This is a genomic window from Aeromonas sp. TW 6 (assembly GCF_013168745.1).
GTDB classification, from domain to species: domain Bacteria; phylum Pseudomonadota; class Gammaproteobacteria; order Enterobacterales; family Aeromonadaceae; genus Aeromonas; species Aeromonas caviae.
Genome location: NZ_JABERS010000004.1, coordinates 52,599 through 79,321, shown reverse-complemented (window position 1 = coordinate 79,321; position 26,723 = coordinate 52,599). Strand labels below are relative to the sequence as shown.

Genomic DNA, 26,723 nt, shown 5'->3' with positions numbered 1-26,723 from the left:
AGCATGTCATGGGCCTACCTCAGGCAGTTTCCTTCCCTGGTCTGGATCGTCATCCTGGGCACTTTCATGGTGCGTACCACCTTCTTCATGGTCTGGCCCTTTCTCTCCATCCTGCTCTACCGTGACTACGGACTTTCGGCGACCCTGATAGGCGCCATCCTGGGGGCCACGGCGGCGCTTTCCACTCTTGTCAGCTTCTATGGCGGCTGGCTCTCGGACAAATGGGGGCGGCGCAACATCCTGCTGTTCGGCTGCCTGGTTTCCGCCGCCAGCGTGGCCCTGCTCGGCCTCTCCCACCAGGTGGGCTGGCTGGCACTCGGGGTGATCGGCAGCGGACTCTCCTACGGTCTCATCGACTCACCGGGCAAGGCACTGATGGCCGACAATCTGGCCGAGCCCAAAGCCCGTGAGCTGGCGCTGCACCTGCGTTATTTTCTGCTCAACCTGGGGGCGGCCATCGGTCCTCTGCTCGGCGTCACCTATGGCCTGAGCGCGCGTCAGGAGACCTTCCTGTTGCTCAGTGCCAGCTATCTGCTGCTTGGCATCGTCTTTGTCATCGGGTTCAGGCTGGCAGGTTGCCACACCAGCCAAGCGGCCGGGCCCGGCATGCGTGCCGTGCTGCGGGTGCTCTGGCAGGACAGGGGGTTTCTGCTGCTGATCATGGCCAATCTGCTGCTGATGCTGGTCTATGCCCAGTTCGAGTCGCCCCTCATCCAGTATCTGACCCGCGCGGGGACGCCGGAGGTGGAGCGGCTCATCGGCTGGCTGGTGACGACCAATGCGCTGACCATAGTGATGCTGCAGTTCCCCCTGCTGCACCTGACTGCCCGCTGGTCCACGCGGCGCAAGCTGCAACTCGGGGTGGCGCTCTTTCTCGGCGCCCAGTTGCAGTTTGCGCTGGGGGATACCGCCATCTGGTGGCACTGGATAGTGGCGGTGATCCTCCTGAGCGTCGGGGAGTGCATCCTCTTCCCCTTGCTCAATGTGCTGATCGATCAGATGGCACCTGGTCATTTGAAGGGGAGCTATTTCGGGGCGGCCTCCATCTCCGGACTCGGGGTGGCCATGGGGGCCTTGCTGGGAGGCTGGGTGCTGGCCCATTGGGGCGGGAGCTGGCTTTACGCCCTGATGGCGCTGCTCTGCCTGGTGATCCTGATGCTCTATGGTCTGAGTACCCGGACCTCGCGCCCAGCACTGGTCCGGGCCGGGCCCTGACGGCTAGAAGGTCAGCACCTTGTCGGCGGCCAGAGTCCATTGGGCCAGCAAGGGGAGGGTGCCTATCTCTATGCCCTCGACAAGGGGTAGCGGGGTGATGCCGCGCGCATCGGTGCAGCTCTTGCAAAGCCGGATCCGGGTGCCCTGAGCCAGCAGTATCTCCAGCATCTGGCGCAGGTTGTAGCCCTCGGCCGGAGCCTGCCCGGCCAGAGCCGCAGTGACGGCATCCGACATCAGGAAGAGGTTGAGGTCTACCTTTCCCTCCTCTTTGAGGGCGATGCCGAGGCGCAGGGCATTGAACAGGGACTCGCTGCCATAGGGGGCGCCGTTGGCAATGATGAGAATGTGTTGGGTCATGTGGCTCTCCTGATTGAAAGGGCCATTGTAGCTTTGGCGAAAGCGGCCCGGCATGATGCAGAGCACACTCTGTCGTAGCCCGGCCCCGTGTGTCTTGACCTCACACAGGGAGTCAGGTCTCATGGACGGCCATCCAGTATGACAGAACAAAGAGGTTGTTATGTGGAAGATCGCCGGAATAGGCTTATTGTTGTTGGCCGGACAAGCCTATGGTAGTGAAAACATCGGCTGCAAGGCCAGACAGCAGGCCGTGACGGATCAGCTTGCGTTCGCCAGGGCGCACAACAACCAGGAGCAGGTAGCCGGCCTTGAGCGGGCACTGCGCAACCTGGAGGCCCATTGTACCGATGCCGGGCTCCTTGAGGAGCAGCAACGCAAGGTGGTCAAGCAGAGGGAAGAAGTGGAAGAGCGGCTGGCCGAGTTGCAGAGTGCACGGGTATCGGGCAAGCCGGACAAGATTGCCAAGAAGCAGTCCAAGCTGGAGGAGTCCCAGGCCGAGTTGCTGGAAGCCCAGCGCGAACTCGAGGCGCTGCAAAAACTGGTCAAATCCTGAGGGAAGGGCAGCGCAATAGAAAAAGCCGGGCATGCCCGGCTTTTTCTATTTCTGGATAATGCACACCACGAGTGTCAGACGCTGACTGCCTGTGCATCCGCACAAACTTCTCCATCCGCTGATCTTCGGTTTCCACCCTATGGACGGGATTCCGGAGGATGCAGTCGATAGGGCGCAGACGCTGATGCAGGTGCTACAGCTACTGCCTGTGCATCCGCACGAACTTTTCCATCAACTGATCTTCGGTCTCCACATGGGCGGGATCCCAGATGATGCAGTCGATAGGGCAGACGCTGATGCAGGTGGGCTTCTCATAGTGGCCGACGCATTCGGTGCAGCGATCCGGGTCTATCTCGTAGATCTTGCTTCCCAGGGCGATGGCCTGGTTCGGACACTCCGGATCGCACATGTCACAGTTGATGCACTTGTCGGTGATGAGCAGTGCCATCTCAGGCCGCCGAGTGAGGTTGACGGGTATCCTCGCGCTCGCCGAGGTTGCGCAGCAGGATGCCGTAATTCACGTCGATCTCCTTGGGAACCGGCACGTAAACCACATGGCCGTTGCCCGGCGCGGTGTCGATGAGCTCACCCTTGCGGTTTTGCATCTGCTCCAGGTTGAAGCTGAGGTTGCCCTGGGGGGTCATCAGCTCCAGGCTGTTGCCCAGCAGGAACTTGTTCTTCACCTCGACCTCGACCATGTCACCGTTGCGACCTGTGATCTCGCCGACGAACTGCTGGGTGTCGGAGACGGAGTAACCGTAGTCGTAGTTCTGGTATTCGCTGTGGTTGTGACGGCGCAGGAAGCCCTCGGTGTAGCCGCGGTGGGCCAGGTTCTCGAGGGTGCCCATCAGGGTCGGATCGAATGGACGGCCAGCCACCGCATCGTCGATGGCCTTGCGATAGACCTGGGCGGTACGGGCGCAATAGTAGAAGGACTTGGTACGGCCTTCGATTTTCAGCGAATGAACGCCCATTTTGGTCAGGCGCTCGACGTGCTCGACGGCGCGCAGATCCTTGGAGTTCATGATGTAGGTGCCGTGCTCGTCTTCAAACGCGGTCATGAACTCGCCCGGGCGGTTGGACTCTTCCAGCAGCACCAGGGCATCGGTCGGCTTGCCTGCGCCCAGGGTCGGATCCACCTTTTGCACGGCGATGGGCTCCTGGCGGTGGACGATCTGGCCCACGTCATCTTCCTTGCCCTCGTGCACCTTGTACTCCCAGCGGCAGGAGTTGGTGCAGGTGCCCTGATTGGGGTCACGCTTGTTGATGTAGCCGGAGAGCAGGCAGCGGCCGGAGTAGGCCATGCACAGCGCCCCGTGGACGAAGACCTCCAGTTCCATCTCCGGCACCTGCATGCGGATCTCCTCGATCTCGTCGAGAGACAGCTCGCGGGAGAGGATGGCACGGGTCAGGCCCATCTGATGCCAGAACTTCACCGTGGCCCAGTTGACCGCGTTGGCCTGCACCGAGAGGTGGATAGGCATGTCGGGGAAGGCTTCGCGCATCATCATGATGAGGCCGGGGTCGGACATGATGAGTGCATCCGGCTTCATATCCACCACGGGGCGCATGTCGCGGATGAAGGTCTTGAGCTTGGAGTTGTGGGGCTGGATGTTGGCCACCACATAGAACTGCTTGCCGAGGGCATGGGCCTCGTTGATGCCGAGCTGCAGATTCTCGTGATCGAATTCGTTGTTGCGCACCCGCAGGCTGTAGCGCGGCTGGCCCGCATAGACGGCGTCTGCGCCATAGGCATAGGCGTAGCGCATGTTCTTGAGGGTCCCGGCAGGGGAGAGCAATTCTGGTCTGAACATGTTGGACTCTTTTATCTGATTGCAAATCAGGACGGCGCCACCTGATGGCGTCGTGTGGGTTCATCGGTGGCGCGACCGTCTTCGACGCACGGCCATCCGATGGGGGTACATCGGAGCAGGAGGTGACTCGATACTCCGGATATACGGGGTGCGAGATTGTACTCGTGACCGCCTCGTCATGCAATTTGGGACGGCCTTGACATGCCTGCGCCATGTTCATTTTACGCTCAGACTGGGGTTGCTAGAGTGCAAGGGGTGAAAGATGCCCCCGAGTTGGCAGTGAAATGGATCTTTTCGGCGAAAAAGACCATCTCCAAGTTGAAATTTTGCCCTGCTCGGGAAAGAATGCGCGCTCGGTTGTTGGTCCCCGGTGACGGGCCCACAAGAGACCGATGATGAGCAGGGCAAAGGCCCACAGGAACAGGAAACCATACAGGAATTTTATGAATCCCCTTCGCATTGCCGCTTCGGCTCTTTTATGTACGCTGGCGCTGGTCAGCCAGCAGGCCGCCGCCGTTGAATACCCGCTGCCTGCAGCCAACAGCCGCCTGATCGGTGAGAACCAGGAATACGTGGTGCCCGCAGACAACCGTCCGCTGGAGCAGATCGCCTCCGACTTCCAGCTGGGTCTGACCAACATCATGGAAGCCAACCCGGGCGTCGACCCCTACTTGCCCAAGGCGGGCAGCACGCTGATCATTCCCCATCAGCTGATCCTGCCCAACGCTCCCCGCGAAGGGATCGTCATCAACGTGGCGGAGATGCGTCTCTACTACTACCCGAAGGGCAAGAACGTGGTGCATGTGCTGCCCATCGGCATCGGCCAGCTCGGGGTCAACACCCCGGAGAACTGGATCACCAAGGTTGAGCGCAAGCGTGCCAACCCGACCTGGACCCCGACCGAGAATATCCGTCGCCGCTACGCCGCCCAGGGCAAGACCCTGCCCGCGGTCTGGCCGGCCGGCCCGGACAACCCCATGGGCCTGCACGCGCTCTACATCGGCAACCTGTACGCCATCCACGGCACCAACGCCACCTTCGGCATCGGTTTGCGGGTGAGCAGCGGCTGCGTGCGCCTGCGCGCCGACGACATCAAGTACCTGTTCGATCACGTGCCGGTCGGCACCCGCGTCCAGTTCGTCAACCAGCCGGTCAAGACCACGGTCGAGCCGGATGGCGGTCGCTACATGGAAGTGCACGAGCCGCTGTCGCGCACCGAGGAAGAGTTCAACTCCACCGCCTCCGTGCCGCTGCCCATGACCCCGGCTACCACCCGCTTCATCGCCCATGCTGACAGCGATTCCAACGTGGTCAAGCAGGTGCTGGAACAGCGTACCGGCATCCCGACCCGCCTCAATCCAGAGGCGTAATGGCCGGCAAGTGCAGTTAAACAACAACGGCGACCATCAGGTCGCCGTTGTTGTTTCTGTGTATCCGGACGTCAGCTGGCTGGTGGGGCATAGAGGGCCAGCCAGTTGCCTTCGGTATCCTCGATGATGACCCGGGAGCCATGACCGCTGCCGATGCTGTGCAGAGGCTCCAGCACCCGCCCGCCGAGCCGGGGGACCAGCAGCTCCGCCTCCTGCAGCCTGTCACCGAGGGAGAGATAGATGAGGGGACCGGCACCGCCGGGCTGGTGATATTTGTCCATGGGGCCGAGACAGGCCGCCGCGTTGCTGCCGTCGTGGCGCAGCATGGCAAAGCGCATGGTCTCTTCCTGGATGGGGGTGACCTGCACATCGAGCAGGGCCGAGTAAAAGTCCATGGCGCGATCCAGATCCCGTGTCGGAATATCGGCCCAGACCAGGGTGTTGTCCATCGTCGTATTCTCCAGAGTTCCCGGCCAACGCGGTCGGTGGCTCTTTGAGGTTAGAAGTGGCTGTCGGGGGGCGCCATGGATAAAAAAAGCGGCGCCTGATGGCGCCGCTTGAAGGGGGAGGAGCCGAGTAAGGCTCCCCCTCTTATTTGCCGGCAATGCTGAGCCCGCCAAAGCGGATCAGCGGGGCATAGAAGTCCTTGCCATCGTCGTGATGCAGCTGGTTGCCGACCGCTTCCAGCTCCCCGAGCAGACGATAGAAGTTGCCCGCCACCGTGATGCCGCGTACCGGTGCCACGCGCTCGCCATTTCGGCAGAGGAAGCCGGAGGCGCCGAACGAGAAGTCGCCGCTCACCGCATCGGCCCCGGAGTGCAGGCCGTCCAGCTTGACCAGCTCCAGGTACTCACCGCTTTGTACCTCGGCCTCGCCGTGGGGGCCGAGCCCGAACACCAGGTGACGAGGGGCCACGTCCAGGGCACTGCGGGCACTGCGGGCGGCTGCACCGTTGCTTGTCACGCCGAAGTGGCGGGCGGTGGCGCTGTTGTGCAGCAGGGTCTTGAGCTCCCCCTCGCCGATGAGCAGGAGATCCGAAGTGGCGGCCCCTTCGCCGTCAAACGCCTTGATCTTCATGCCCCCCGGCATATAGGCACGACTCTCCAGGGTGAGCCAGCGAGAAGCCACGCTTTGGCCCAGCTTGTCGCGCCAGGGGTTGATCCCCTGCTGGGCCCACTTGCCAGACAGTGCGGACTGGAAGCAGCCAAACAGGCTGGCAAAGCAGTGGGTGCTGAAGATGACGCTGTAGCGACCGCTCGGCACCGCCTCACCCATCAGCAGGCCATCGGCCACGGCGTGGATCTGGCGGATGAGAGGCTGGCTCTCCAACTCGTCGAAGCGTCGTGCGTACTGTCCCTGGTAGTGCATGGACTGGCGGCCCTCTCGCTCGATGAGAGCGGAGCTGTGGCAGCCGACGCTGAATTCCTGATGTTCGCAGAGGCTGCCCTGGCTGTTGGCAAGCCAGAGGCGGCTCTCCCCCTCGAAGAAGCCGTTGTAGGGGGCGCCGGTCACGTCCGGCAGGGCCAGCATGTCGGACTCGAGGCGCAGGGTCAGGGCGATCTTCTCTTCCACCGCCGTGGTGTCGGCCTGATGTATCTCGGCGCAGTCGGTGATGAGCCGGCTCTGCTGCACTGTGATGCGCTGATCCGGGTCCACCTTGGCGAAGCGGCCGGCATCCAGCGCATCCTGCACCATGGCGTCCAGGGCCGACGCGTCGAGGGACTCGGAATAGGCGATGCCGACCCGGCCTTCCTTGATGAGGCGAATGCCGATCTGCTGGCTGCTGGTGACCTTGTATTCACTGAGTTCGCCCTTGTCGGCCTTGAGGGAGAAGGCCTTCTCCTGATTGGCGATGACGTCTGCCTCGGCACCCAGATCGGCGACCTGCTCCAGCAGACGGGCAAGCAGTTGGTTCATGTCGAGTTGGCTCATCAGGCGTTCCCTCCGACCAGGATATTGTCAACCTTGAGCGGCGGCTGGCCGACTGAAACGCGAATGAGGCGGGAGATGGAACCGCATAGAGTGTCATGGATGTTCATCAGGCGTTCCCTCCGACCAGAATGCTGTCAACCTTGAGCGGCGGCTGGCCGACCGAGGCGGGAATGGATCCGGAGACCGAGCCGCACATGCCGGCGGAGAGGGCCAGATCGCGCCCCACCATGGAGATCTCCTTCAATACCTGCGGGCCGGTGCCGATCAGGGTGGCCGACTTGAGGGGCCGGGTGATCCTGCCCCCCTCGATGAGGTAGGCCTCCTGCACGTTGAAGTTGAACTCGCCGGTACCGGGCTGCACAGAGCCACCCCCCATCCGCTTGGCATAGATGCCGTGCTCCACGGTTGCCAGCATGTCGTCGAGGCTGTAGTTGCCCGGTTCGATATAGGTGTTGCGCATGCGGGAGGCGGGGGCGAACTTGTAGGATTCCCGGCGCCCGGAACCGGTGCGGGCGTAGCCGGTGCGAAGGGCCCCCATTCTGTCCACTAGGAAGCCGGTCAGCACGCCGTCCTTGATGAGCTGGGTGTGCTGGGTCGCCATCCCCTCGTCATCGACGTTGATGGAGCCCCAGGCGTTGCCCTGCAAGCCCTCGTCCACCGCGCTGACCGCGGGGTTGGCGATGAGCTGGCCCATCTTGTCGTGGAACACGGATGCCTTTTTGGCTACCGAGGTGGTCTCCAGCAGGTGACCGCACGCCTCGTGGAAGATGACGCCGCCAAAGCCGCTCTCCATGATGACCGGCAGCTTGCCGCTCGGGCAGGGGGCGGCGCCCAGCTTCACCAGTGCCTGGCGGGTAGCGGTGAGAGCCAGCTCGCGGGGATCGATGCTCTCGGCATGCTCCCATCCCTTCATGGCACCGGGGGCTTCATAGCCTACACTCTGCTCGCCCCCGTCAAGGGCGATGGTCTGAGCCATGATGCGGTTGTAGTGGCGGCGATCGCTCACCTGCACCCCTTCGCTGTTGAAGATCTCCACCTCCTGCTCCCAGCCGAGCACGTTGCCCGAGAACTGGCTCACCTTGTCGCTCTCGGCGCGGGCCGCAGCGTCCATGGCATGCAGGTAGGCGATCTTCTGCTCCAGCAGCTTGTCGGCCGACAGCGGCAGAGCGATCGGGTTGCGGTCGGTCAGGCGGGTGAAGTCAAAGGCAGTGGCGGTGACCACGGGGTCACGCCTGTCCTTGGCCGCCAGCAGGGTAACGATGCGCAAGAGCTCGTTGCGATCGGCCAGGTTGGTGTAGCCGTAGAGCACCTTGTGGCCGTAGCACAGGCGAACGCCGATACCGAAGTCGAGACCACCGCTGATGTTCTCTATCTGGCTGGAGAGCAGGCTGAGCTGGCTGCGGCGCTTGCGCTCCACAAACAGCTCGGCGAAATCGGCACCCAGCGCCAGCGCGTGATCGAGCACGTCGCGTGCGATGGCGGGGGCCAACAGGGAGAATGAAGTCATAGAATATCCTTTTCTGGTCTGTCCGTTTGCTTCCGACACCCGGCGTTGTGTTGTTATGGGGTGTCGACCTCATTGTTGCAGACCAGAAGCAAAAAGTCGCTATAGCGTCAGCCGATGATACCAAACGAGAAAATCGGTGCGATTTATGCGCCCGGCAGCCCGAGCGCAGGCTACCGGCAGGGGAGGTTGGCGCCGCTCATGGCGCTCGTTTTATATGAGGTTGACCCACTGCTCGATACGGGGTCGGTCTGGTCGTCCAATGGCTGGCGTCGTCGAACATCCAGGCGATCAGGGTCAGAGCAGTTCGTGGATCTCGCTCAGGATCTGGTCGACCCACTGCTCGATACGGGGTCGGTCTGGTCGCCCATTGGCCGGTGTCGTCGAACATCCAGGCGATAAAGGTCAGAGCAGTTCGTGGATCTCGCTCAGGATCTGGTTGACCCACTGCTCGATACGGGGTCGATCTGGTCGCCCATTGGCTGGCGTCGTCGAACATCCAGGCGATCAGGATCAGAGCAGTTCGTGGATCTCGCTCAGGATCTGGTCGACCCACTGCTCGATGCGGGGTCGGTCTGGTCGTCCATTGGCTGGCGTCGTCGAACATCCAGACGGCCAGGGTCAGAGCAGTTCGTGGATCTCGCTCAGGATCTGGTCGACCCACTGCTCGATGCGGGACTCGGTCTGGTCGTACTGGTTGGCGTCATCGAGGGCCAGCCCGACGAAGTGACGGCCATCGTCGATGAGCGCCTTGGAGGCGTCAAACTCGTACCCCTCGTTGGGCCAGTAGCCCACCAGCTTGACTCCCTTGGGGACCAGCTGATCGTGCAGCAGGCCGAGGGCATCCTGATACCACTCCCCATAGCCCAGCTGATCGCCCATGCCAAACAGGGCGATGATGCGTCCCTCCAGATGCAGGTCGGCGATGTCTTCCCAGCGGGATTCCCAGTCCTCCTGCAGCTCGCCGAAGTCCCAGGTGGAGATGCCCAGGATCAGGATGTCGTACTCCTGCATGCGGGCGAGGGGCACATCCTTGATGTTGTGGAGATCGACCAGCTCGGGGCCGATGAGGGCGCGGATCTTCTCGGCGGCCATCTCGGTGTAGCAGGTGGTGGAGCCATAAAACAAACCTATCTTCATCGCTCTTCTCTTGATCGCAGTCGGCAAGGGGCGTGACCGGCACAGCGGCGCCCGGGGGGAGGGCGCCAGTCTAGCAGATTGCGCCGGGCTCTTCACCGCCTGAGGGGATGTGCAGCCTTGCCTTGCGGCCCGGGTGGGTCGGCACGTTACAATGGCGACCTGTTTCCCTGAGCGCGGCGCACCATGAGCAAAGCAGAATCCCATCCCCTGATCGAGCCGTTTCTCGACGCCCTCTGGCTGGAGCGGGGGCTTTCCGACAACACGGTCAGCTCCTATCGCAGCGACCTGGAAAAATTTGCCCTCTGGCTCGATGAGCAAGGCGGTTCCCTGCTGCTGGCGGGGCTGGACGACATCCAGCACTACCTCGCCTGGCGGGTGGACCATCAGTTCGCGGCCAGCAGTACGGCCCGTTTCCTCTCGGCCCTGCGCCGCTTCTACCAGTATCTCAATCGCGAGAAGCTGCGCAGCGACGATCCCACCGTGCTGCTGGAGGGGCCAAAGCTCCCCAAAAAGCTGCCATCGGATCTGAGCGAAGCCGAGGTGGAGGCGCTGCTGCAAGCCCCCCTGGTGGACGATCCGCTGGAGCTGCGGGACAAGGCAATGCTCGAGCTGCTCTACGCCACCGGGCTGCGGGTGTCCGAGCTGGTGGGGCTGACCGCCGAACACGTCAGCCTGCGCCAGGGGCTGGTGCGGGTGGTGGGCAAGGGCAACAAGGAGCGCCTGGTCCCCATGGGGGAGGAGGCGGTGCACTGGCTGGAGCGCTACTACCGGGAGGCGCGTACCCTGCTCCTCGGCGGCACCAGCTCGGACGTGGTGTTCCCCTCCAAGCAGGCGCGCATGATGACCCGTCAGACCTTCTGGCACCGCATCAAGCTCTATGCCCAGCGCGCCGGCATCCAGGGCGAGCTCTCCCCCCACACCCTGCGTCACGCCTTCGCCACCCACCTGCTCAATCACGGCGCCGATCTGCGAGTGGTGCAGATGCTGCTGGGCCACGCGGATCTCTCCACAACCCAGATCTATACCCACGTGGCCAACGAGCGGCTCAAGGCACTGCACGGCCAGCACCACCCCAGAGCCTGATCGCCTCACCTGCCTTGCAACAAAAAACCGCCCGAAGGCGGTTTTTTTTCAGCACACGACAGGGAGGAAACGGTTATTTCCCCTGCTGGGATTTCAGCAAGTCGCGGATCTCGGTCAGCAGCTCCTGATCCTTGGTGGGGCCGGCCGGGGCAGCGGCTTCCTCTTCCTGCTTCTTCTTCAGGGTGTTGATGGCCTTGAGCCCCATGAAGATGGCGAAGGAGATGATCAGGAAGTCGATACAGGTCTGGATGAACTTGCCGTAGGCGATGACCACGGCAGGGGCATCCCCTTCGGCGGCCTTCAGGGTCACGGCGAGATCGCTGAAATCCACGCCCCCCAGGATCAGCCCGATGGGGGGCATGATCACGTCTCCCACGAAGGAGGAGACAATCTTGCCAAAGGCGGCACCTATGATGATACCGACAGCCATGTCGATCACATTGCCCCTGGATGCAAAGGCCTTGAACTCTTGAATCAGACTCATTTTTCCCCCTAGAAATGGACGAAGTGCCACCTGAGCGCACGTCGATTTGAATAATAAAACATCAGCAAAACAGAGGGATGACTAAAGATGTCTCCCGTCGTCCTGATTAGCTTGCGGGGCTCAAGCCCGATTGGCAACCTGTCATCCCGTGATTTTTTCTTGCGGACGTTATTAATCAATCACTAATTAAGGTCTTTGGGAGAGGGAATTGTCTGGGTTACCTTATGAGACCCTTCAATCATGCCAAGTGAATGAGCTGATGCGATATTTACTGCTGGGAATGATGCTGCTGTGCGCTTTTGCGGCCAGCGCGGGGATGGACCCCCATGTGTTGAAACAGACCATAGAGCAGCGCCTCGGTGTGCAGGTCTACCTGGTGGACGAGACCCCCATGCCGGGCCTCTATCTGCTGGGCACGGCCCAGGGACTGCTCTACAGCGATGCCAGGGGAGACTATGTGCTGCAGGGCTCCATGCTGGATCTGGCCCACGACATGAGAAACCTCACCCGGCTCAGCCAGCAGCAGCAACGCAGGCTGGCGCTCTCCCAGATAGGGGAGGCCCGGCTCTGGCTCAAGGCGCCGAACGAGCGCTACCGGGTGACCCTGTTTACCGATCTCGGCTGCCGCCGCTGTCACGCCGTGCTGGACGAGTTGCCGCAATTGCAGGAAAGAGGGGTGAGCGTGCAGTTGCTGCCCCTGGCTGCCCCCTTCGTCGAGCTGGCCGAGACGCAGGCGCTCTGGTGCGATCCCAGGCTGCTGCGCGAACTCAACTTCAGCGATCGTTTGCCTGAGAGCGGCTGTAATGCGATCCTTGCCCATCATATCGGCCTGAGCCAATGGCTCGGGATCAAGGCGTCACCGAGCTGGGTCCTGCCCAATGGCGACTTGGTGCGCGGTTACCAGAGCCCCGAACAACTGCTCAAGATACTGGATCACATCAATGCCCCTGCAAATCCGTCGTCGTCCGCGAGTTGATGATTCCCATCTGCCCGCCACCCTGCACCCGCTACTTCGCCAGATCTTCGCCAGCCGCGGGGTAGAAGATCCCGCTCTGCTGGAGCGCAGCGCCAACCAGCTGCTGCCGCCCCAGCGTCTGTTCGGCATGGCGCAGGCGGTGCCGCTGCTGGCCGAGGCGCTGACGGCGCAAAAACGCATTCTCATCGTCGGTGACTTTGACTGCGACGGCGCCACCAGCTCGGCCCTGTGCGTGCTGGCCTTGCGCGCCATGGGGGGGCACCACATCGATTTTCTGGTGCCCAACCGCTTCGAGTTCGGCTATGGCCTCACCCCGGAGATCGTCGAGCTGGCGGTGGCCCGCGGCGCCGAGTTCCTGATCACGGTGGACAACGGCATCTCCAGCATCGCCGGGGTGGCGGCGGCCAAGGCGGCCGGCATGCAGGTACTGGTTACCGATCACCATTTGCCCGGCCAGGAGCTGCCTGACGCCGACGCGATAGTGAACCCCAACCAGCATGGCTGCGACTTCCCCTCCAAGTCCCTGGCCGGGGTCGGGGTCGCCTTCTATCTGATGGCGGCTCTCAACACCCATTTGCGCCAGAGCGGCTGGTATGAGCGCCAGGGGCTGCGCGCCCCCAACGTGGCAGATTACCTGGATCTGGTGGCCCTCGGCACCGTGGCCGACGTGGTGGCGCTGGATGGCAACAACCGCATCCTGGTCCATCAGGGGTTGCAGCGGATCCGGGCCGGCCGTTGTCGCCCCGGCATCCAGGCGCTGGTGGATGTGTCGGGCCGCGACGGTCGTCGCCTGTGCGCTGCCGATCTCGGCTTTGCGCTGGGGCCGCGCCTCAACGCGGTGGGCCGGCTCGATGACATGTCCCTCGGGGTCGCCTGTCTGCTCTGTGACGACATCAACCTGGCGCGCCAGTTCGCCTCCGAAATGGACAGCCTCAACCAGGAGCGCAAGGAGATCGAGCAGGGGATGCAGCAGGAGGCGCTCGCCACTTTGGAGCAGATCCGTTTTCGCGACGGCGAGGTGCCCTCCGGCATCGTGCTGCACCGAAACGAGTGGCATCAGGGGGTGGTGGGGCTGGTGGCCTCCAAGGTGAAGGAGAAGTACTACCGCCCGGTCATCGCCTTTGCCGAGAGCAGCGAGACCGAGCTCAAGGGCTCCGGGCGCTCCATCCCGGGGGTGCACCTGCGCGATGCGCTGGAACTGCTCGATACCCGCCACCCCGGCTTGATGGGCAAGTTTGGCGGCCACGCCATGGCGGCCGGGTTGACCCTGCCCAAGGCCAATATCGAGGCCTTCGGGCGGGCTTTTGAGGCGGTCATCGGCGAGCTGGTGACCCCTGAGCTCTTGACCGGGGTGCTGCTCACCGATGGCGAACTGCTGCCGGACGAGCTCACCCTCGAGCTGGCGGAGCTTATTCGCGCCTCCGGCCCCTGGGGTCAGGCCTTCCCCGAGCCGCTGTTTGACGGCGAGTTCGTGCTGGTGCAGCAGCGGCTGGTGGGGGAGAAGCACCTCAAGATGATGCTGACCACGGATTCCGGCCACGCGGTGGATGCCATCGCCTTTGGCGTCGACTTGCAGCGCTGGCCCGATGCTTCGGTGAAGCGGGTGCGGCTGGTCTACCGGCTCGACGTCAACGAGTGGCGTGGCAACCGCAGCGTGCAGTTGTTGGTGGAGCATCTGGAAGCCGCCGGCCTCTGATCCCGCGAGTCTCTCTTGCTGTCGATGACGGCCACCTCAGGGTGGCCGTTTTTTTATGGTGTTAACCCGGATGTTGTCGTTGACCCGTCTATTGCTTCACAGTTTAAGCTTCCCTTCATCGGGTCACGGACCCCACTGCGAGTCGCTGTCATGAAAATATCCGAACTGGCCCGGCGCTGCGGCCTGGCCCGCTCTACCCTGCTCTATTACGAGAAGCTGGGGGTGATTACGGGCACGAGGGGCGCCAACGGCTATCGCCACTACGACGATGACGATCTGCAGCGGCTGCGGATGGTACAGGCCCTGCAGGCAGGTGGTCTCAGCCTCAAGCAGTGCCTCGCCTGTCTGGCTGGCGAGATAGATCAGGCGGCATTGCAGGCCCGGGTCAGGGAGCTGGATGAAGAGCTGGCGCGGATGCAACGCGCCCGGGATCTGCTGGCGGATCTCGCCGGTTTGCGTGCGCACTCCGGCGACGAGTTCAAGGCCTGGCAGCGGCAACTGCAGCATCAAGCCCCGCAGGCTTACTTTGCCTGGGTGATGAAGCAGGGATTCAGTGAAAAAGCGCGTTACCACCTGCAGTGGCTCAGCAAAGACATGAATGAACATGAGCGCTACATCCGGGATTTCAAGCTGCTGCTGGATGGCATGAGCTATTGGGGGCCGGGCGATAGCCTCTTCACCCAGCAGCAATTTGCCGCGCTGCCCAGCCAGCCTCGCCGGATCTTCGACATGGGCTGCGGGCGCGGCTCCGCCACCCTGGCGCTGGCACAGGTGACGGACGCCACCATAGTGGCCATCGATCTGGACGAGGAGGCGCTGGCCGCCGTGGCGAGATCGGCCAGCGCGGCTGGCTTTGAGCAGGTCACCACCCTGTGCGCCAACATGGCGGCGCTGCCGGCGGACCTGGTCCCCGCCGATCTCATCTGGGCCGAGGGGAGCGCCTACACCATAGGGGTGGCCAATGCGCTCAAAGCCTGGCGGGCGTACCTTGCCGATCCTGATGCCTGCCTGGTGCTGAGCGACCTGGTGTGGCTGACTGACACGCCCCCAGAGGAGGCGCTGGCGTTCTGGCAGCGAGATTATCCCGCCATGCAGACCCTGGCGGGCCTGCTCAAAACGGTGCAGGAGGCGGGTTATCGCTGTCTGTGGCACACCCCGTTGCCGCCAAGGGCCTGGGACAACTATCTGGATCCCATCGAGCGCAATCTGGCGCGCCACAGTGCCGAGCTGGGGGATAGCCCAGCTTGGCAGGATCTGAGCCGGGAAGTGGCCATTCACCGCCAATACCTGGGCAGCTATGGCTATGTGATCTGCTGCCTGCAGGCAGTCTGATCAGGTCATCCATTGCAAGATAACAAACGGAGAAAACCTTATGAATATTCTCATTCGACCTGAAACGGGCGCCGATCACGACGCCATTGAAGCGCTGACCGTGGCCGCGTTCCTCAATGCCCCCCATACCGATCACAACGAACAGCTGATCGTGCGTGACCTGCGCCAGGCCGGGGCACTCAGCCTGTCGCTGGTGGCGGAGCAGGCGGGGCGGGTGGTCGGCCACCTCTGCTTCTCGCCGGTCACCATCAGCGATGGCAGCCCGCACTGGTATGGCCTTGGCCCCATTTCCGTCTCCCCTGCGCTTCAGGGCAGGGGGCTGGGGTCACGGCTGATGGACGCGGGTCTGGCCGAGCTCAAGGGGATAGGGGCGGCCGGCTGCGTGGTGCTGGGGGATCCCGGCTTCTACGGCCGTTTCGGTTTCGTGCCCGAGCCGGGGTTGACGCTGCCCGGCGTGCCAGCCGAGTACTTCATGGCCCGCTCGTTCGGTGCTGCCATGCCCAGTGGCGAAGTGTGTTACCACCCGGCCTTCCAGCAGGGGTAAGCCCTCACCTTGAGGAAGATGAAAGCCGCTTTCTCAAGGTGGTGCAACCTTGCCGGTTTTAGGGAATGGGGCGGTGTTTAATATCGCTCCTGTTAATATCTCATGGTGGAAAATGCAATAAGTGACGGTATTGTGATATATTCCACCTGTAATTTTTCTTGACGGACAGCCCCCTTGTCATCCTCTCGCCGCCCCTCGTCATGGCCGATGGTGCTTGCCATCGCCTGCCTTCTCTGGCTTGCCGCTGCGGCGGCGGCAGGGGTCGTTGCAACTAAGGGAATGGAGACGCAAGGGCAGGAGCGGCCGATGCTGTTCCATGAGCCAGCGAACCCGGGGCTTGCCGACAACGTCAGCCTGCCGCCCGCCTCCCAGTGGCGGCTCGGTTTCGAGCAGGGACGGCGACTGGAAGGGGCCGCTCATGCCGAGCTCTACCAGATGCTGCTGGCCTGGTTCCAGCACGAGATCCTCGGCCTGCTCTGTGGCCTGCTGTTCTTCCTGCCCCTCATCTACCTCAGGCAGCGGCCCGACTACTTCGGCGCTCTGCACACACGGCGGCTTCGCTGCCACCACCTGCAATATCGCTTCTGCCAGGGCGACTAGGTTCACCAGCCGGGCGCCTGCCCGTTTGATCCCCGTCATTGAGTACCGCTGACCGGGCTGCTCGGCAGTCTGGCGGCTGCCGTGGTCATTACCGGGTGCTGCGCCAGCTCTCTCTGTAAACGTCATCTTCGCGACTGGCCGTTGGCCGGGCGCGGACGTGCTCTTATTGCAACCAAGTGGTGAACTCATTCATGGACTATTACGTCAATCTCTTCATCCAGTCGATCTTTGTGGAAAACCTGGCGCTGGCCTTCTTCCTTGGCATGTGCACCTTCCTGGCCGTTTCCAAGAACATCAACACCGCCTTCGGTTTGGGCATGACGGTGCTGGTGGTCATGGTAATCGCCATCCCCCTCAACAACCTGATCTACCGCCATATCCTGCGTCCCGAGAGTACCTTCCTCGGGGAGTTTGATCTGGGCTTTCTCGATTTCATCGTCTATATCGGGGTGCTGGCGGCCCTGGTGCAGGTGATGGAGATGGTGCTGGACAAACATTTCCCGGCGCTCCATCACGCGCTCGGTATCTATCTGCCGCTGCTGACGGTGCACTGCGCCATCTTCGGCGGGGTGATGTTCATGGCCCAGCGGGATTACGACTTCATCGAATCCGTGGTCTACGGGGCGGGCTCAGGGCTGGGCTGGCTGCTGGCCATCGTCGCCATTGCGGGGTTGCGCCAGAAGATGAAGTATTCGGATGTGCCAGAGGGGCTACGGGGGATCGGCATTACCTTCATCGTGGCCGGGCTGATGTCCCTCGGCTTCATGTCCTTTTCCGGCATCTCGCTCTGAGCCATGGGCCGGGTGGTGGCCCAATGAAGGTGCTCAATCCAGACGCTTTGCCATGTTGTAGCCGGTGATGGTGAAGCCCAGCGCCTGATAGAGCGCCAGTGCCCTCGGGTTGTCATGGGCCACCCTCAGCTTGATCTGGTGGATGCCTAGGGGGGCGAGCTGCGCTTCCAGGGCGGCCATGGCTGCCTTGCCGAGGCCGCGACCACGATGGGGCGGTGTCACATAGAAGTCGTAGATGAAGGTGGTGCCGGCAGCGGCGTCGATGGCGTGCCAGAGATAGCCCAGAGGCTCGCCCGGCGAGTTCGAGGCTTCAGGTACCATGGCGAGCAGGTGATGACCCGGGGTGGCGACACCCAGTGGCAGGAGCTGCTGCAACGAGGCGTCGGCCTGACGGTGGGCGTCAGGCAGCGCCATCCCGTGGTTGCTGGCAAGATCCTGGGCGTAATCCTCGATGAAGTAGTCGCGATAGGCGGGAAAGTCTGCGTCACGCAGGGGGATCAGGCGAACGGTGAGAGTCGGCATCCGGCACAGCACTCCAGAGAAGGGGAGTGGCCACGTTACGCCAGAACGGCGCCAATCACAAAGGGACAACCGCTGCCTGCGAGGTGACGGCGATAAAAAAAGAGCGCCCAAGGGCGCTCTTTTTTCTGCCAGCAGGAAAAGAGGCTTATTTGACCTCTTCCCCCTTGGCTTGCAGGTCTGCGTGGTAGGAGGAACGCACGAAGGGACCGCAGGCGGCGTGGCTGAAGCCGAGCTCCATGGCCACATCCTTGAGTTCGTCGAACTCTGCGGGCGGCACATAACGCTTCACCGGCAGGTGGTGGCGGCTCGGTTGCAGATACTGGCCCAAGGTCAGCATGTTGACGCCGTGCTCGCGCAGATCCTTGAGTACCTCGACGATCTCCTCGTTGGTCTCGCCAAGGCCCATCATCAGACCGGACTTGGTCGGCACGTGGGGGTGCATCTCCTTGATGCGGCGCAGCAGCTCCAGGGACCACTTGTAGTCGGCACCCGGACGGGCAACCCGGTACATGCGCGGGGCGGTTTCCAGGTTGTGGTTGAAGACGTCAGGCGGGGTCTCGCGGAACACCTCCAGCGCCTGCTCCATCCGGCCACGGAAGTCCGGGGTCAGGATCTCGATGCGGGTCTGGGGGCTGTGCTCGCGGATCTCGCGGATGCAGTCGGCGAAGTGCTGGGCACCGCCGTCCCGCAGATCGTCGCGGTCCACCGAGGTGATCACCACGTACTTGAGGTTCATCTCCTTGATGGTGAGTGCCAGCTTCTTCGGTTCCTCCGGATCCAGCGGCAACGGACGGCCGTGGGCCACGTCGCAGAAGGGGCATCGGCGGGTACAGATGGCGCCCATGATCATGAAGGTCGCGGTGCCGTGGTTGAAGCACTCCGCCAGGTTGGGGCAGGAAGCCTCTTCACACACAGAGTGCAGCTTGTTTTTGCGCAGGGTGCTCTTGATGTGCTCGATCTTCTGGCTCGACGGCGGCAGCTTGATCCGCATCCACTCCGGCTTGCGCAGCACTTCCTCGTTGGGATCCGGCATGAATTTCACCGGGATCAGGGCCATCTTGTCGCCATCGCGCAGCTTGACGCCCGGCTCCATACGAACGGGTTTGCTCATGATTCACTCTCGGTGTTTGTTATTGTCTGGTTGACGGTCACCAGGGGCCTTGCGGCTCCCTCGTGACCACGGGGCATGGGGTTGCTCATGCCGCCTCTTCGGTATTCGTGATCTCTTGGTAGCCAATCAGGTGGGCCAGCTCCGTCACCAGCAGGGACTGTGCCTCGGCGACGCTCTGCGGGCCGCCCAGGGCGCTGGTCTGGGTCATGGCCATGCCCGCATAGCCGCACGGATTGATGCGCAGGAAGGGAGTCATGTCCATGTTGACGTTGAGGGCCAACCCGTGGAACGAGCACCCCTTGCGAATGCGCAAACCCAGGGACGCCAGCTTGGCTTCCATACCCAGATCGCTCTTCACGTAGACGCCCGGGGCATCGGCCTTGGCGTAGGCCTCGATATTGCTTTTGGCGAGCGTGTTGATGATGGCGGTTTCGAGGCAGGTCACCAGCTCCCGTACAGAGAGCTTGCTGCGGCGCACATCCACCAGAACGTAGAGCACCAGCTGGCCCGGGCCGTGATAGGTCACCTGGCCGCCGCGATCACTCTGCACCACCGGGATGTTGCCGGGGGCGAGCAGGTGTTCGGCCTTGCCGGCCTGACCCTGGGTGTAGACGGGGTCATGCTCCACCACCCAGAACTCGTCCGGGGTGTCGGGGGTGCGATTGTCGGTGAACGCCTTCATGGCGTCCCACACCGGCTGGTAGGGGCGACGGCCCAGCTGTCTGACGAGCAGTTGGCCGGCTGACGGTTGTGGCTCTGCGGGCGTTTCGAGTGACATCTTTCCTCACTGGCGGCGCGGTGTCGGTACGGTCGCCGCTGCGACCGGGCGGCAAATAATCAGTCGCCCCGGTGGCGGGGCGACAGAGGCAACTTACAGGACGTAACGAACCAGCTCGATCTTGCCAAGGGCGGTATACATGGCCTCGATGTGTTCCTTGCTCTGGGCGGTGACCGTCACCCGTACCGAGTGATAGTTGCCCTTGGAGCTCGGTTGAACGGTCGGGCTGTAGGTGCCGGGAGCATGTTGCTGCAGCACTTCCACCACCATGTCGGGCAGGGCGGGATCGGCCACGCCAAGCACCTTGAACGGGAACTTGCAGGGGAACTCCAGCAGTTCATCAAACTTGGTATTCATCTACTTCACCTTTCTGGGTCGCCGGGACGCGGCGTCATCTTTACGTCTTTGAGGGCCGCCGAAACGGTCCCCTCATCTGCCCCCAGGGGACAGTTCCCAGTCTATATGGGCATGAGCCGCCTCGGGATCAAGACCCGGCGGTGCGGCAAGACGTGGAAATGCTGCTTTTTACCACAAATCGTCAGTCGGCGGAACCTGCAGATTACAGGGTTATTGACTGGACAGACCGCAAAAGACAGCAGCGGCGCCTGTTGGCGCCGCTGCTTGAGGAAGGGTCTGTTACTTGAACCAGCTGGAGACCAGCATGACCAGGTAATCCCACAGGCGGCTCATCAGGCCACCTTCCTGCACCTCTTCCAGGGCAACCAGGGGAACCTGCTTGATCTCCTTGTCCCCTTGCTTGAGGTACACGGTGCCGACGCGCTGGCCCTTGGCCAGGGGCGCCTTCAGCTCGCTCTCCAGCTGGAAGTCCGCCTTGAGGTTGTTGCCCTGGCCACGGGTGACCAGCACGGAGACGTCCTTGTCGACCCCCAGCTTCACTTCCGGCTTGTCGCCCATCCAGATCTTCTGGGTGACCAGTTCGGTGCCCGCCTTGTAGGGGGTCAGGCTCTGGAAGAAGCGGAAGCCGTAGGTGAGCAGCTTCTTGCTCTCGGCAGCGCGTGAGGCCTCGCTGTTGGCCCCCATGACCACGGCGATCAGGCGCATGCCTTCGTTGTTGGTGGCGGAAGAGACCAGGTTGTAGCCGACCTGGCTGACGTGACCTGTCTTGATGCCGTCAACCTGCAGGGATTGGTCCCACAGCAGGCGGTTGCGGTTGTGCTGGGTGATGCCGTTGAACACGAAGGACTTCTGGGAGTAGATCTTGTACTCCTCCGGCTGATCGTGGATCAGGGCCTGACCCAGGCGGGCCATGTCGCGGGCGGTACTGTAGTGGCCCTCTTCATCCAGGCCGTGGGGGTTCTTGAACTGGGAGTCCTTCATGCCGAGCTTGGCGGCCCAGGCGTTCATCAGGCTGGCGAAGGAGTCGGTGCTGCCTGCCAGGTGCTCGGCCATGGCGACGCAGGCGTCGTTGCCGGACTGGATGATGATGCCCTTGTTGAGATCATCGACGGAGACCTGCTTGCCCACCTCGATGAACATCTTGGAGGAGTCGGAGTAGTTCTTGGACCAGGCGTTCTGGCTGATGGTCACCATGTCGGTGCCCTTGATGTTCCCCTTGTGCAACTCGTCGCCGACGATGTAGGAGGTCATCATCTTGGTCAGGCTGGCGGGGGGCAGACGCTCGTCGGCGTTCTGCTCGGCCAGCACCTGGCCGGAGAAGTAGTCGATCAGGATGTGGGCCTTGGCGGAGATCTCGGGCGCGGCAGGCACCACCATGGGGGCGCTGTTCAAAGTGGGGACCTGCTGGGCACTCGGCAGGGCCGAATCCGGGGTCGGAACAGGCTGGTTGGCCTGAGCGGTGGCGCTTAACAGGGAGGCCAGAATAACGGAGCGGGCAAATTTGGACATCTTGAAATTCCTGGTGCCTGGATGGGATGTACCCAAGTTGAAAAAAAGCGGGCCCCACTATACCAGATGTGCGTGTCGGTCATAGTCCGAGATGCGACCTGGACGGGATTTTATGGGATGGCCCCCGACCTCGCGTCGTATCCCGGCGCGAGGTCGGGGCGGGTATCAGGGCACGATGAAGGCCTGCTCCAACCCACCCTGGCGTATCTGCTCGAGCAGGGGGGCCTGCTTGTCGCTGGCCACGGGCCCGAGCAGGACGCGGAAGACGGCGCCATGTGCCACCACCTGGTACGGCACGCCATAGCGCTGGGTCATCACCTTGCCCATGGCCTCAGCCCGCGCCTGCGAGCCGCTGGCAAGCACCTGGATCATCTTGCCCTGGGTCGCACCGGCCTTGGGGGGGGAGACGGTGGTGGTCGCCGTGGCGGCAGGAGCAGGAGCAGGCGCGGCCTTGGCCGGTGCCGTGGGGGCCGGCGCCTCGTTGACGAAGGAATTGACGGCTGGCGCCGCAGGCTCCATGGGCGTCATCGGGGTCATGGGGACCATCTCCACCATCTGATCCGGCTGATCGGTGATGAGTTCGAGGCGCACCCGGGCCTCACCCCCTTCCACCATCTCCAGCTGCGCGGCGGCGGCGTGGGAGAGATCGATGAGGCGATCGCTGCCGAAGGGGCCGCGATCATTGACGCGAACTATGGTCTCCAGACCGTTGTCCAGATTGGTGACCCGCACGTAGCTTGGCAGGGGCAGGTTGCGGTGGGCGGCGCTGAACAGGGTGCTGTCCTGCACGTCACCGTTGGCAGTCTTGTTGCCGTCCAGATCCCGGGAGAGCCAACTGGCAGTGCCTTCCTCGCTGTAGTGCTTGACGTCGCGCCACACCTCAAACTTCTGCTTGCCGATCCAGTAGTCCCGGTTGCCGCTCTCGCTCATGGGTTCGGGGCGGGGAATGGCGCCGGTCGCCTGGGGAATCTCGATGACCTGGGGCTTCTCCTGGGGGATGGGCTCTGGCGGCAGCGGCTGGGGCTCGGGTTGGCTGCTACAGGCGGCCAGCAACAAGGTCAGGCTGAGGGGAAGAAGTTTGTGGCTGTAATGCATAAGCGTCCTGGATTGCTTGACTGAGTTGATGCACCGCCATCGCATAGAGAGGGCTGCGATTGTAGCGGGTGATCACGTAAAAATTGTGGCGCGCGACCCAGTATTCCGGTCCTTCGGCCTGCTCCATCGCCAGCAGTTTTACCGGCGTCTCGGGTGACGGCGGTGTGGCGACTTCTATGCCCGCAGCGGCCAGCTCTGCCCAGCGGTGTCTTAGCTCGGGCTCGGGTGCAAGCAGGGTACCTACTGGCGCCAATCCGATCAAGGCGGGCTCCACCACCGGCTCGCCCCAGCGCCAGTGGTGCAGGGCGAAGTAGTTGGCCACGCTGCCGATGGCATCTGCCGGGTTGGCGAAGAGATCCCGCTTGCCGTCTCCGTCGAAGTCGACCGCGTAGTGGCGGTAGCTGGAGGGCATGAACTGGCCCATGCCCATGGCGCCGGCATAGGAGCCCTTGAGATTGGTGAGCGGCCACTTCTCTTCCCGGGCAAGCAGCACCAGCTGGGCAAACTCCTTGGCGAAGAAATCCGCCCGTTCTGGGTAGTGGAATCCCAGGGTGTAAAGGCTGTCGAGCACCGGATGGCGGCCCATCTGTCGACCGTAAAAGGTCTCGATGCCGATGATGGCGACGATGAGGGAGGCGGGGACCTGGTAGGTCTGCTCGGCCCGTGCCAGGGTGGCGGCATGGCGCTGCCAGAATCCCACTCCGTCCCGGATGCGCTCCGGGGTGACGAACAGCGGCCTGTAGCGGTGCCAGGGCTTGGCTTCCCAGGGGCGGCGGATGGTGTCCAGTACCTCCTGGCGCAGGCTGGCCTGGGCGGCGGCGGCCTGCAACTCTGCCAGCGGCACCTGCTGCTGCTCGGCCAGCAGGCTGAGCCGGGCCGGCGAGACGGCAGCACCCGCCGTCAGGGTGCACAGAGATAGAGCCAGCCAGCCGAGCCGCATCAGGCGAGCAGCCGCCTGTGGGTCTGGATGGACATCAGAACGCCGAAGCCCGCCATCAGGGTCACCATGGAGGTGCCGCCGTAGCTCACCAGTGGCAGGGGAACTCCTACCACTGGCAGGATGCCGCTTACCATGCCCATGTTGACGAACACATAGACGAAGAAGGTCAGGGTCAGGGCGCCCCCCAGCAGGCGTTCGAAGCTGTTCTGGGCCTGCATGGAGATAAACAGGCAGCGGCTGATGATGTAGAGGTAGATGACCAGCAAGAGGGCCACTCCCACCAGACCGAACTCCTCGCTGAAGACGGCGAAGATGAAGTCGGTGTGGCGCTCTGGCAGGAATTCGAGCTGGGACTGGGTACCTTGCAGCCACCCCTTGCCGAACACGCCGCCGGAGCCGATCGCAATCTTGGACTGGATGATGTGATAGCCGCGACCGAGCGGGTCCTTCTCCGGGTCCAGCAGCATCAGCACCCGCTGGCGCTGGTAGTCGTGCATCAGGAAGAACCAGAGTACCGGCATGAAGGCGCAGATGAGCAAGACCGCGAGCCCGATGAGCCACCAGCTGATCCCCGCCAGGAAGATGACGAAGAAGCCGGAAGCGGCCACCAGGATGGAGGTGCCGAGATCGGGTTGGGCCGCGATCAGCAGGGTGGGCAGCAGCACCATCACCAGGGCGATCATCACATGGCTGAACTTTGGCGGCAGGGAGTGCCGGCTGAGCCAGGCGGCCACCATGATGGGCATGGAGAGTTTCATCACCTCGGAGGGCTGGAACTTCATGAAGCCGAGATCGAGCCAGCGCTGGGCCCCCTTTCCGATATGGCCGAACACGTCCACCGCGATGAGCAGCAGCACCACCACCGCAAACAGGGGCACCGACCAGCGGGCATAGAGGGAGGGCGGCAGCTGGGCCATGCCGATCATCAGACCGAAGGCCAGGGCGCCGCGCACCAGCTGGCGCACGATGGAGTCGAGATCCTGGCCCGAGGCGGAGTAGAGCACCACCATGGAGAGGGCCATCAGGGTCAGCAGGCCGAGCAGCAGCGGCAGGTCGATGTGCAGCTTGTACCAGATGCTCTGCTGGCGGGCAGAATTACTCATTGGGAAACGACCTCACTCGGTTGGGACGGCTTTTCCGGTGCCGGTGGCAACTGGGGTTCCGGCGGCAGCAGATAGGCATCCAGCATGTGGCGGGCGACCGGTGCCGCCATGGCGCTGCCGCCCCCGGCGTTCTCCAGCACCAGGGCGACCACCGCCTTGGGTGCCTCGAAGGGAGCGAAGGCGACGAACAGGGCGTTGTCGCGGTGCTCCACCTTGGTGGTGGCCGCGTTGTAGACCTGGTTCTCTTTCAGGCCCACCACCTGGGCGGTGCCAGACTTGCCCGCCGCCTTGTAGGGGGTATTGGCGAAGGCGCGGCGCCCCGTCCCTTCGTGGCCGTTGATGACGCGCCACATGCCGTCCTTGGCCACCTGCCAGTAGGTATCGCTCTTGGCGGCGATGGCCACGTTCGGGTTGATGGGGGCGTTGACCACGCCATCGGAGGAGGCTGTGCTCTTGAGCAGGTGCGGCGTCACGTCGTGACCGTTCTGGGTCAGGATGCTGATGGCCTTGGCGAGCTGGATCGGGGTGGCGCTCCAGTAGCCCTGGCCGATGCCGATGGAGATGGTGTCCCCCTGGTACCAGGGTTGACGCCAGCGGGCCATCTTCCAGTCCCGGGAGGGCATGACGCCCCGGGTCTCTTCATAGAGGTCCACGCCGCTGTACTGGCCGAAGCCGAACTTGGTCATGTAGCTGTTGATCTTGTCGATGCCGACCCGGTAGGCGAGATCGTAGAAATAGGTATCCGCCGAGACCTCGATGGCGCGATAGACGTCGAGCCAGCCGTGGCCCCAGCGGCGCCAGTCCCGGAACTTCTTGGTGGTGCCCGGGATGGAGAAGCTGGGCCCGCCGAAGTAGCGGTAATTGGGGGTGATCGCCCCCTCATTGAGCCCCATCACCGCCATCATGGGCTTGACGGTGGAGGCGGGGGCATAGATGCCCTGGGTGGTGCGGTTGACCAGCGGCCGGGCGGGATCGTTGAGCAGCGCCGAGTAGTTGGCGCTGGAGATGCCGGTCACGAACAGGTTGGGGTCGTAGCTCGGGCTCGACTCCATGGCCAGGATGGCGCCGGTGTTGGGCTCCATCATCACGATGGCGCCCCGGCGGCCGGCCAGCAGCTCCTGGGCTTTCAACTGCAGGCGGATGTCGATGTTGAGGTAGATGTCCTTGCCGGGCTCGGGGGGCTGGAATTTCAGGGTGCGCACCACCCGGCCGCGGTTGTTCACCTCGACCTCCTGATAACCCGCCACGCCGTGCAGCTGATCCTCGTAGTACTTCTCTACCCCCTGTTTGCCGATGTCCTTGGTGGCGGCATAGTTGGCGAGCTTCTCCTCCTTCTCGAGGCGCTCCACGTCACGGGTGTTGATCTTGGCCACGTAGCCCAGGGCATGGGTCAGGGTATCGCCGAACGGGTAGTAGCGCTTGAGGTAGGCCTCGATGCTGGCCCCCGGGTAGTTGTGCTGGTTGACCGAGAAGAGGGCGACCTGGTATTCGGTCAGCTTCTCGAACAGGGGCACGGGCTTGAAGCGGCGCTGACGTTTGACCTCGGCCAGGAACTTCTCCTTGGTCCCCTCCGGCAGGGCCAGCAGGGTGATGAGGTCGTCCGCGGTCTTCTCCAGGTTCTCGGTCTCTTCGGGCACGATCTCCAGGCTGTAGACAGGGCGGTTTTCCGCCAGCAGGACACCGTTGGCGTCGTAGATGAGGCCACGGGGCGGCGCCACCGGTACCACACGGATGCGGTTGTCGTTGGATCGGGTCTGATAAGTTTCGTAAGACTCTACTTGCAGGTAGTAGAGGTTAGCCAGCAGCACCAGCATGAGGGTGACCATGCCGATGTAGGCGACCAGGGTGCGCCGGAAGAACAGACGTCCCTCGGCACTGTGATCGCGCATTTCAATGCGATTCTTCAGCATGCCGTTA

General features: G+C 63.0%; 27 protein-coding genes. 10 read left to right on the top strand and 17 right to left on the bottom strand.

Translation table 11 applies throughout. The features are described from left to right. The first annotated feature begins 3 nt into the window (after nt 1–3). Nucleotides 4–1,215: an MFS transporter gene (locus tag HKD46_RS03020; RefSeq protein WP_042880137.1), complete on the top strand. Its 1,212-nt coding sequence runs from the start codon at nt 4–6 to the stop codon at nt 1,213–1,215. Nucleotides 1,216–1,218: 3 nt separating this feature from the next. Here the strand turns inward: HKD46_RS03020 and HKD46_RS03015 are convergent, their stop codons facing one another. Further along, nucleotides 1,219–1,572, bottom strand: coding sequence for a DsrE/DsrF/TusD sulfur relay family protein (locus HKD46_RS03015; protein ID WP_010675361.1), 354 nt, complete (start codon nt 1,570–1,572; stop codon nt 1,219–1,221). 160 nt (nt 1,573–1,732) lie between these two features. Here HKD46_RS03015 and HKD46_RS03010 point away from each other — a divergent pair, with 160 nt between their 5' ends. After that, entirely contained in the window at nt 1,733–2,125 is a 393-nt protein-coding gene (locus HKD46_RS03010) for a DUF1090 domain-containing protein (RefSeq protein ID WP_171864897.1), read from the top strand. A 199-nt stretch (nt 2,126–2,324) separates the two neighbouring features. Here the strand turns inward: HKD46_RS03010 and HKD46_RS03005 are convergent, their stop codons facing one another. Both HKD46_RS03005 and yegQ read right to left on the bottom strand, forming a co-directional pair. Continuing rightward, nucleotides 2,325–2,573: a YfhL family 4Fe-4S dicluster ferredoxin gene (locus HKD46_RS03005; protein ID WP_041212510.1), complete on the bottom strand. Its 249-nt coding sequence runs from the start codon at nt 2,571–2,573 to the stop codon at nt 2,325–2,327. Nucleotide 2,574: 1 nt separating this feature from the next. Next, nucleotides 2,575–3,939, bottom strand: coding sequence for a tRNA 5-hydroxyuridine modification protein YegQ (gene yegQ, locus HKD46_RS03000; RefSeq protein ID WP_010675357.1), 1,365 nt, complete (start codon nt 3,937–3,939; stop codon nt 2,575–2,577). Nucleotides 3,940–4,382: 443 nt separating this feature from the next. Here yegQ and HKD46_RS02995 point away from each other — a divergent pair, with 443 nt between their 5' ends. Continuing rightward, nucleotides 4,383–5,309, top strand: coding sequence for a L,D-transpeptidase family protein (locus tag HKD46_RS02995; protein ID WP_010673738.1), 927 nt, complete (start codon nt 4,383–4,385; stop codon nt 5,307–5,309). Between the two features lie 71 nt (nt 5,310–5,380). Here HKD46_RS02995 and HKD46_RS02990 read toward each other — a convergent pair whose 3' ends face one another. The 4 genes from HKD46_RS02990 to fldB all read right to left on the bottom strand — a co-directional run bounded on the left by HKD46_RS02990 (nt 5,381) and on the right by fldB (nt 9,885). After that, nucleotides 5,381–5,758, bottom strand: a complete 378-nt coding sequence (locus HKD46_RS02990) for a VOC family protein (RefSeq protein ID WP_010673739.1) — start codon at nt 5,756–5,758, stop codon at nt 5,381–5,383. Nucleotides 5,759–5,900: 142 nt separating this feature from the next. Further along, a complete protein-coding gene (locus HKD46_RS02985) occupies nt 5,901–7,241 on the bottom strand; it encodes a TldD/PmbA family protein (protein ID WP_010673740.1) in 1,341 nt (446 codons plus the stop codon). A 106-nt stretch (nt 7,242–7,347) separates the two neighbouring features. Then, on the bottom strand, nt 7,348–8,748 hold the full coding sequence (locus HKD46_RS02980) for a TldD/PmbA family protein (RefSeq protein WP_045525639.1): 1,401 nt from the start codon (nt 8,746–8,748) through the stop codon (nt 7,348–7,350). A gap of 618 nt (nt 8,749–9,366) precedes the next feature. Continuing rightward, entirely contained in the window at nt 9,367–9,885 is a 519-nt protein-coding gene (gene fldB, locus HKD46_RS02975; protein WP_041212516.1) for a flavodoxin FldB, read from the bottom strand. A gap of 183 nt (nt 9,886–10,068) precedes the next feature. Here fldB and xerD point away from each other — a divergent pair, with 183 nt between their 5' ends. Further along, the gene (xerD, locus tag HKD46_RS02970) at nt 10,069–10,968 is read left to right on the top strand and encodes a site-specific tyrosine recombinase XerD (RefSeq protein WP_010673745.1); all 900 of its coding nucleotides are present in this window, start codon (nt 10,069–10,071) and stop codon (nt 10,966–10,968) included. Nucleotides 10,969–11,041: 73 nt separating this feature from the next. Here xerD and mscL read toward each other — a convergent pair whose 3' ends face one another. Then, nucleotides 11,042–11,452, bottom strand: a complete 411-nt coding sequence (gene mscL / locus HKD46_RS02965) for a large-conductance mechanosensitive channel protein MscL (protein ID WP_010673746.1) — start codon at nt 11,450–11,452, stop codon at nt 11,042–11,044. Between the two features lie 259 nt (nt 11,453–11,711). On the opposite strand from mscL, the gene HKD46_RS02960 reads away from it, so the two are divergent. From HKD46_RS02960 to nqrE, 6 genes are all read left to right on the top strand, one after another. Beyond that, entirely contained in the window at nt 11,712–12,428 is a 717-nt protein-coding gene (locus tag HKD46_RS02960; protein WP_029314092.1) for a DsbC family protein, read from the top strand. Then, the gene (gene recJ, locus HKD46_RS02955) at nt 12,394–14,124 is read left to right on the top strand and encodes a single-stranded-DNA-specific exonuclease RecJ (RefSeq protein WP_010673748.1); all 1,731 of its coding nucleotides are present in this window, start codon (nt 12,394–12,396) and stop codon (nt 14,122–14,124) included. The genes HKD46_RS02960 and recJ overlap by 35 nt, the downstream gene beginning before the upstream one ends. Before the next feature lie 150 nt (nt 14,125–14,274). After that, nucleotides 14,275–15,456 carry a MerR family transcriptional regulator gene (locus HKD46_RS02950; protein WP_010673749.1) on the top strand — a complete coding sequence of 394 codons (1,182 nt, stop codon included), beginning with the start codon at nt 14,275–14,277 and terminating at the stop codon, nt 15,454–15,456. A gap of 40 nt (nt 15,457–15,496) precedes the next feature. Further along, nucleotides 15,497–16,000 carry a GNAT family N-acetyltransferase gene (locus HKD46_RS02945; protein ID WP_010673750.1) on the top strand — a complete coding sequence of 168 codons (504 nt, stop codon included), beginning with the start codon at nt 15,497–15,499 and terminating at the stop codon, nt 15,998–16,000. A gap of 306 nt (nt 16,001–16,306) precedes the next feature. Next, entirely contained in the window at nt 16,307–16,600 is a 294-nt protein-coding gene (locus HKD46_RS02940) for a hypothetical protein (protein ID WP_010673751.1), read from the top strand. 191 nt (nt 16,601–16,791) lie between these two features. Further along, entirely contained in the window at nt 16,792–17,391 is a 600-nt protein-coding gene (nqrE, locus tag HKD46_RS02935; protein ID WP_010673752.1) for an NADH:ubiquinone reductase (Na(+)-transporting) subunit E, read from the top strand. Between the two features lie 33 nt (nt 17,392–17,424). Here nqrE and HKD46_RS02930 read toward each other — a convergent pair whose 3' ends face one another. The 9 genes from HKD46_RS02930 to mrdA form a co-directional block, all read right to left on the bottom strand. Continuing rightward, nucleotides 17,425–17,913, bottom strand: a complete 489-nt coding sequence (locus tag HKD46_RS02930) for a GNAT family N-acetyltransferase (protein ID WP_171864896.1) — start codon at nt 17,911–17,913, stop codon at nt 17,425–17,427. A 145-nt stretch (nt 17,914–18,058) separates the two neighbouring features. Beyond that, nucleotides 18,059–19,024 carry a lipoyl synthase gene (lipA, locus tag HKD46_RS02925; protein WP_109111910.1) on the bottom strand — a complete coding sequence of 322 codons (966 nt, stop codon included), beginning with the start codon at nt 19,022–19,024 and terminating at the stop codon, nt 18,059–18,061. Between the two features lie 85 nt (nt 19,025–19,109). Further along, nucleotides 19,110–19,802: a lipoyl(octanoyl) transferase LipB gene (gene lipB / locus HKD46_RS02920; RefSeq protein WP_171864895.1), complete on the bottom strand. Its 693-nt coding sequence runs from the start codon at nt 19,800–19,802 to the stop codon at nt 19,110–19,112. Nucleotides 19,803–19,895: 93 nt separating this feature from the next. Beyond that, nucleotides 19,896–20,159, bottom strand: coding sequence for a DUF493 family protein YbeD (gene ybeD, locus HKD46_RS02915; protein ID WP_010673756.1), 264 nt, complete (start codon nt 20,157–20,159; stop codon nt 19,896–19,898). A 279-nt stretch (nt 20,160–20,438) separates the two neighbouring features. Beyond that, the gene (locus HKD46_RS02910) at nt 20,439–21,668 is read right to left on the bottom strand and encodes a D-alanyl-D-alanine carboxypeptidase family protein (protein WP_161470650.1); all 1,230 of its coding nucleotides are present in this window, start codon (nt 21,666–21,668) and stop codon (nt 20,439–20,441) included. A gap of 165 nt (nt 21,669–21,833) precedes the next feature. Further along, nucleotides 21,834–22,763 carry a septal ring lytic transglycosylase RlpA family protein gene (locus HKD46_RS02905; protein ID WP_161470651.1) on the bottom strand — a complete coding sequence of 310 codons (930 nt, stop codon included), beginning with the start codon at nt 22,761–22,763 and terminating at the stop codon, nt 21,834–21,836. Next, nucleotides 22,705–23,703, bottom strand: a complete 999-nt coding sequence (gene mltB, locus HKD46_RS02900; RefSeq protein WP_010673759.1) for a lytic murein transglycosylase B — start codon at nt 23,701–23,703, stop codon at nt 22,705–22,707. The genes HKD46_RS02905 and mltB overlap by 59 nt, the downstream gene beginning before the upstream one ends. Next, complete coding sequence (gene rodA / locus HKD46_RS02895) at nt 23,703–24,806, bottom strand: rod shape-determining protein RodA (RefSeq protein ID WP_010673760.1); 1,104 nt, start codon at nt 24,804–24,806, stop codon at nt 23,703–23,705. The genes mltB and rodA overlap by 1 nt, the downstream gene beginning before the upstream one ends. Beyond that, nucleotides 24,803–26,716, bottom strand: coding sequence for a penicillin-binding protein 2 (gene mrdA, locus HKD46_RS02890; protein ID WP_010673761.1), 1,914 nt, complete (start codon nt 26,714–26,716; stop codon nt 24,803–24,805). Before mrdA ends, rodA begins: the two co-directional genes overlap by 4 nt. Nucleotides 26,717–26,723: the final 7 nt, after the last annotated feature.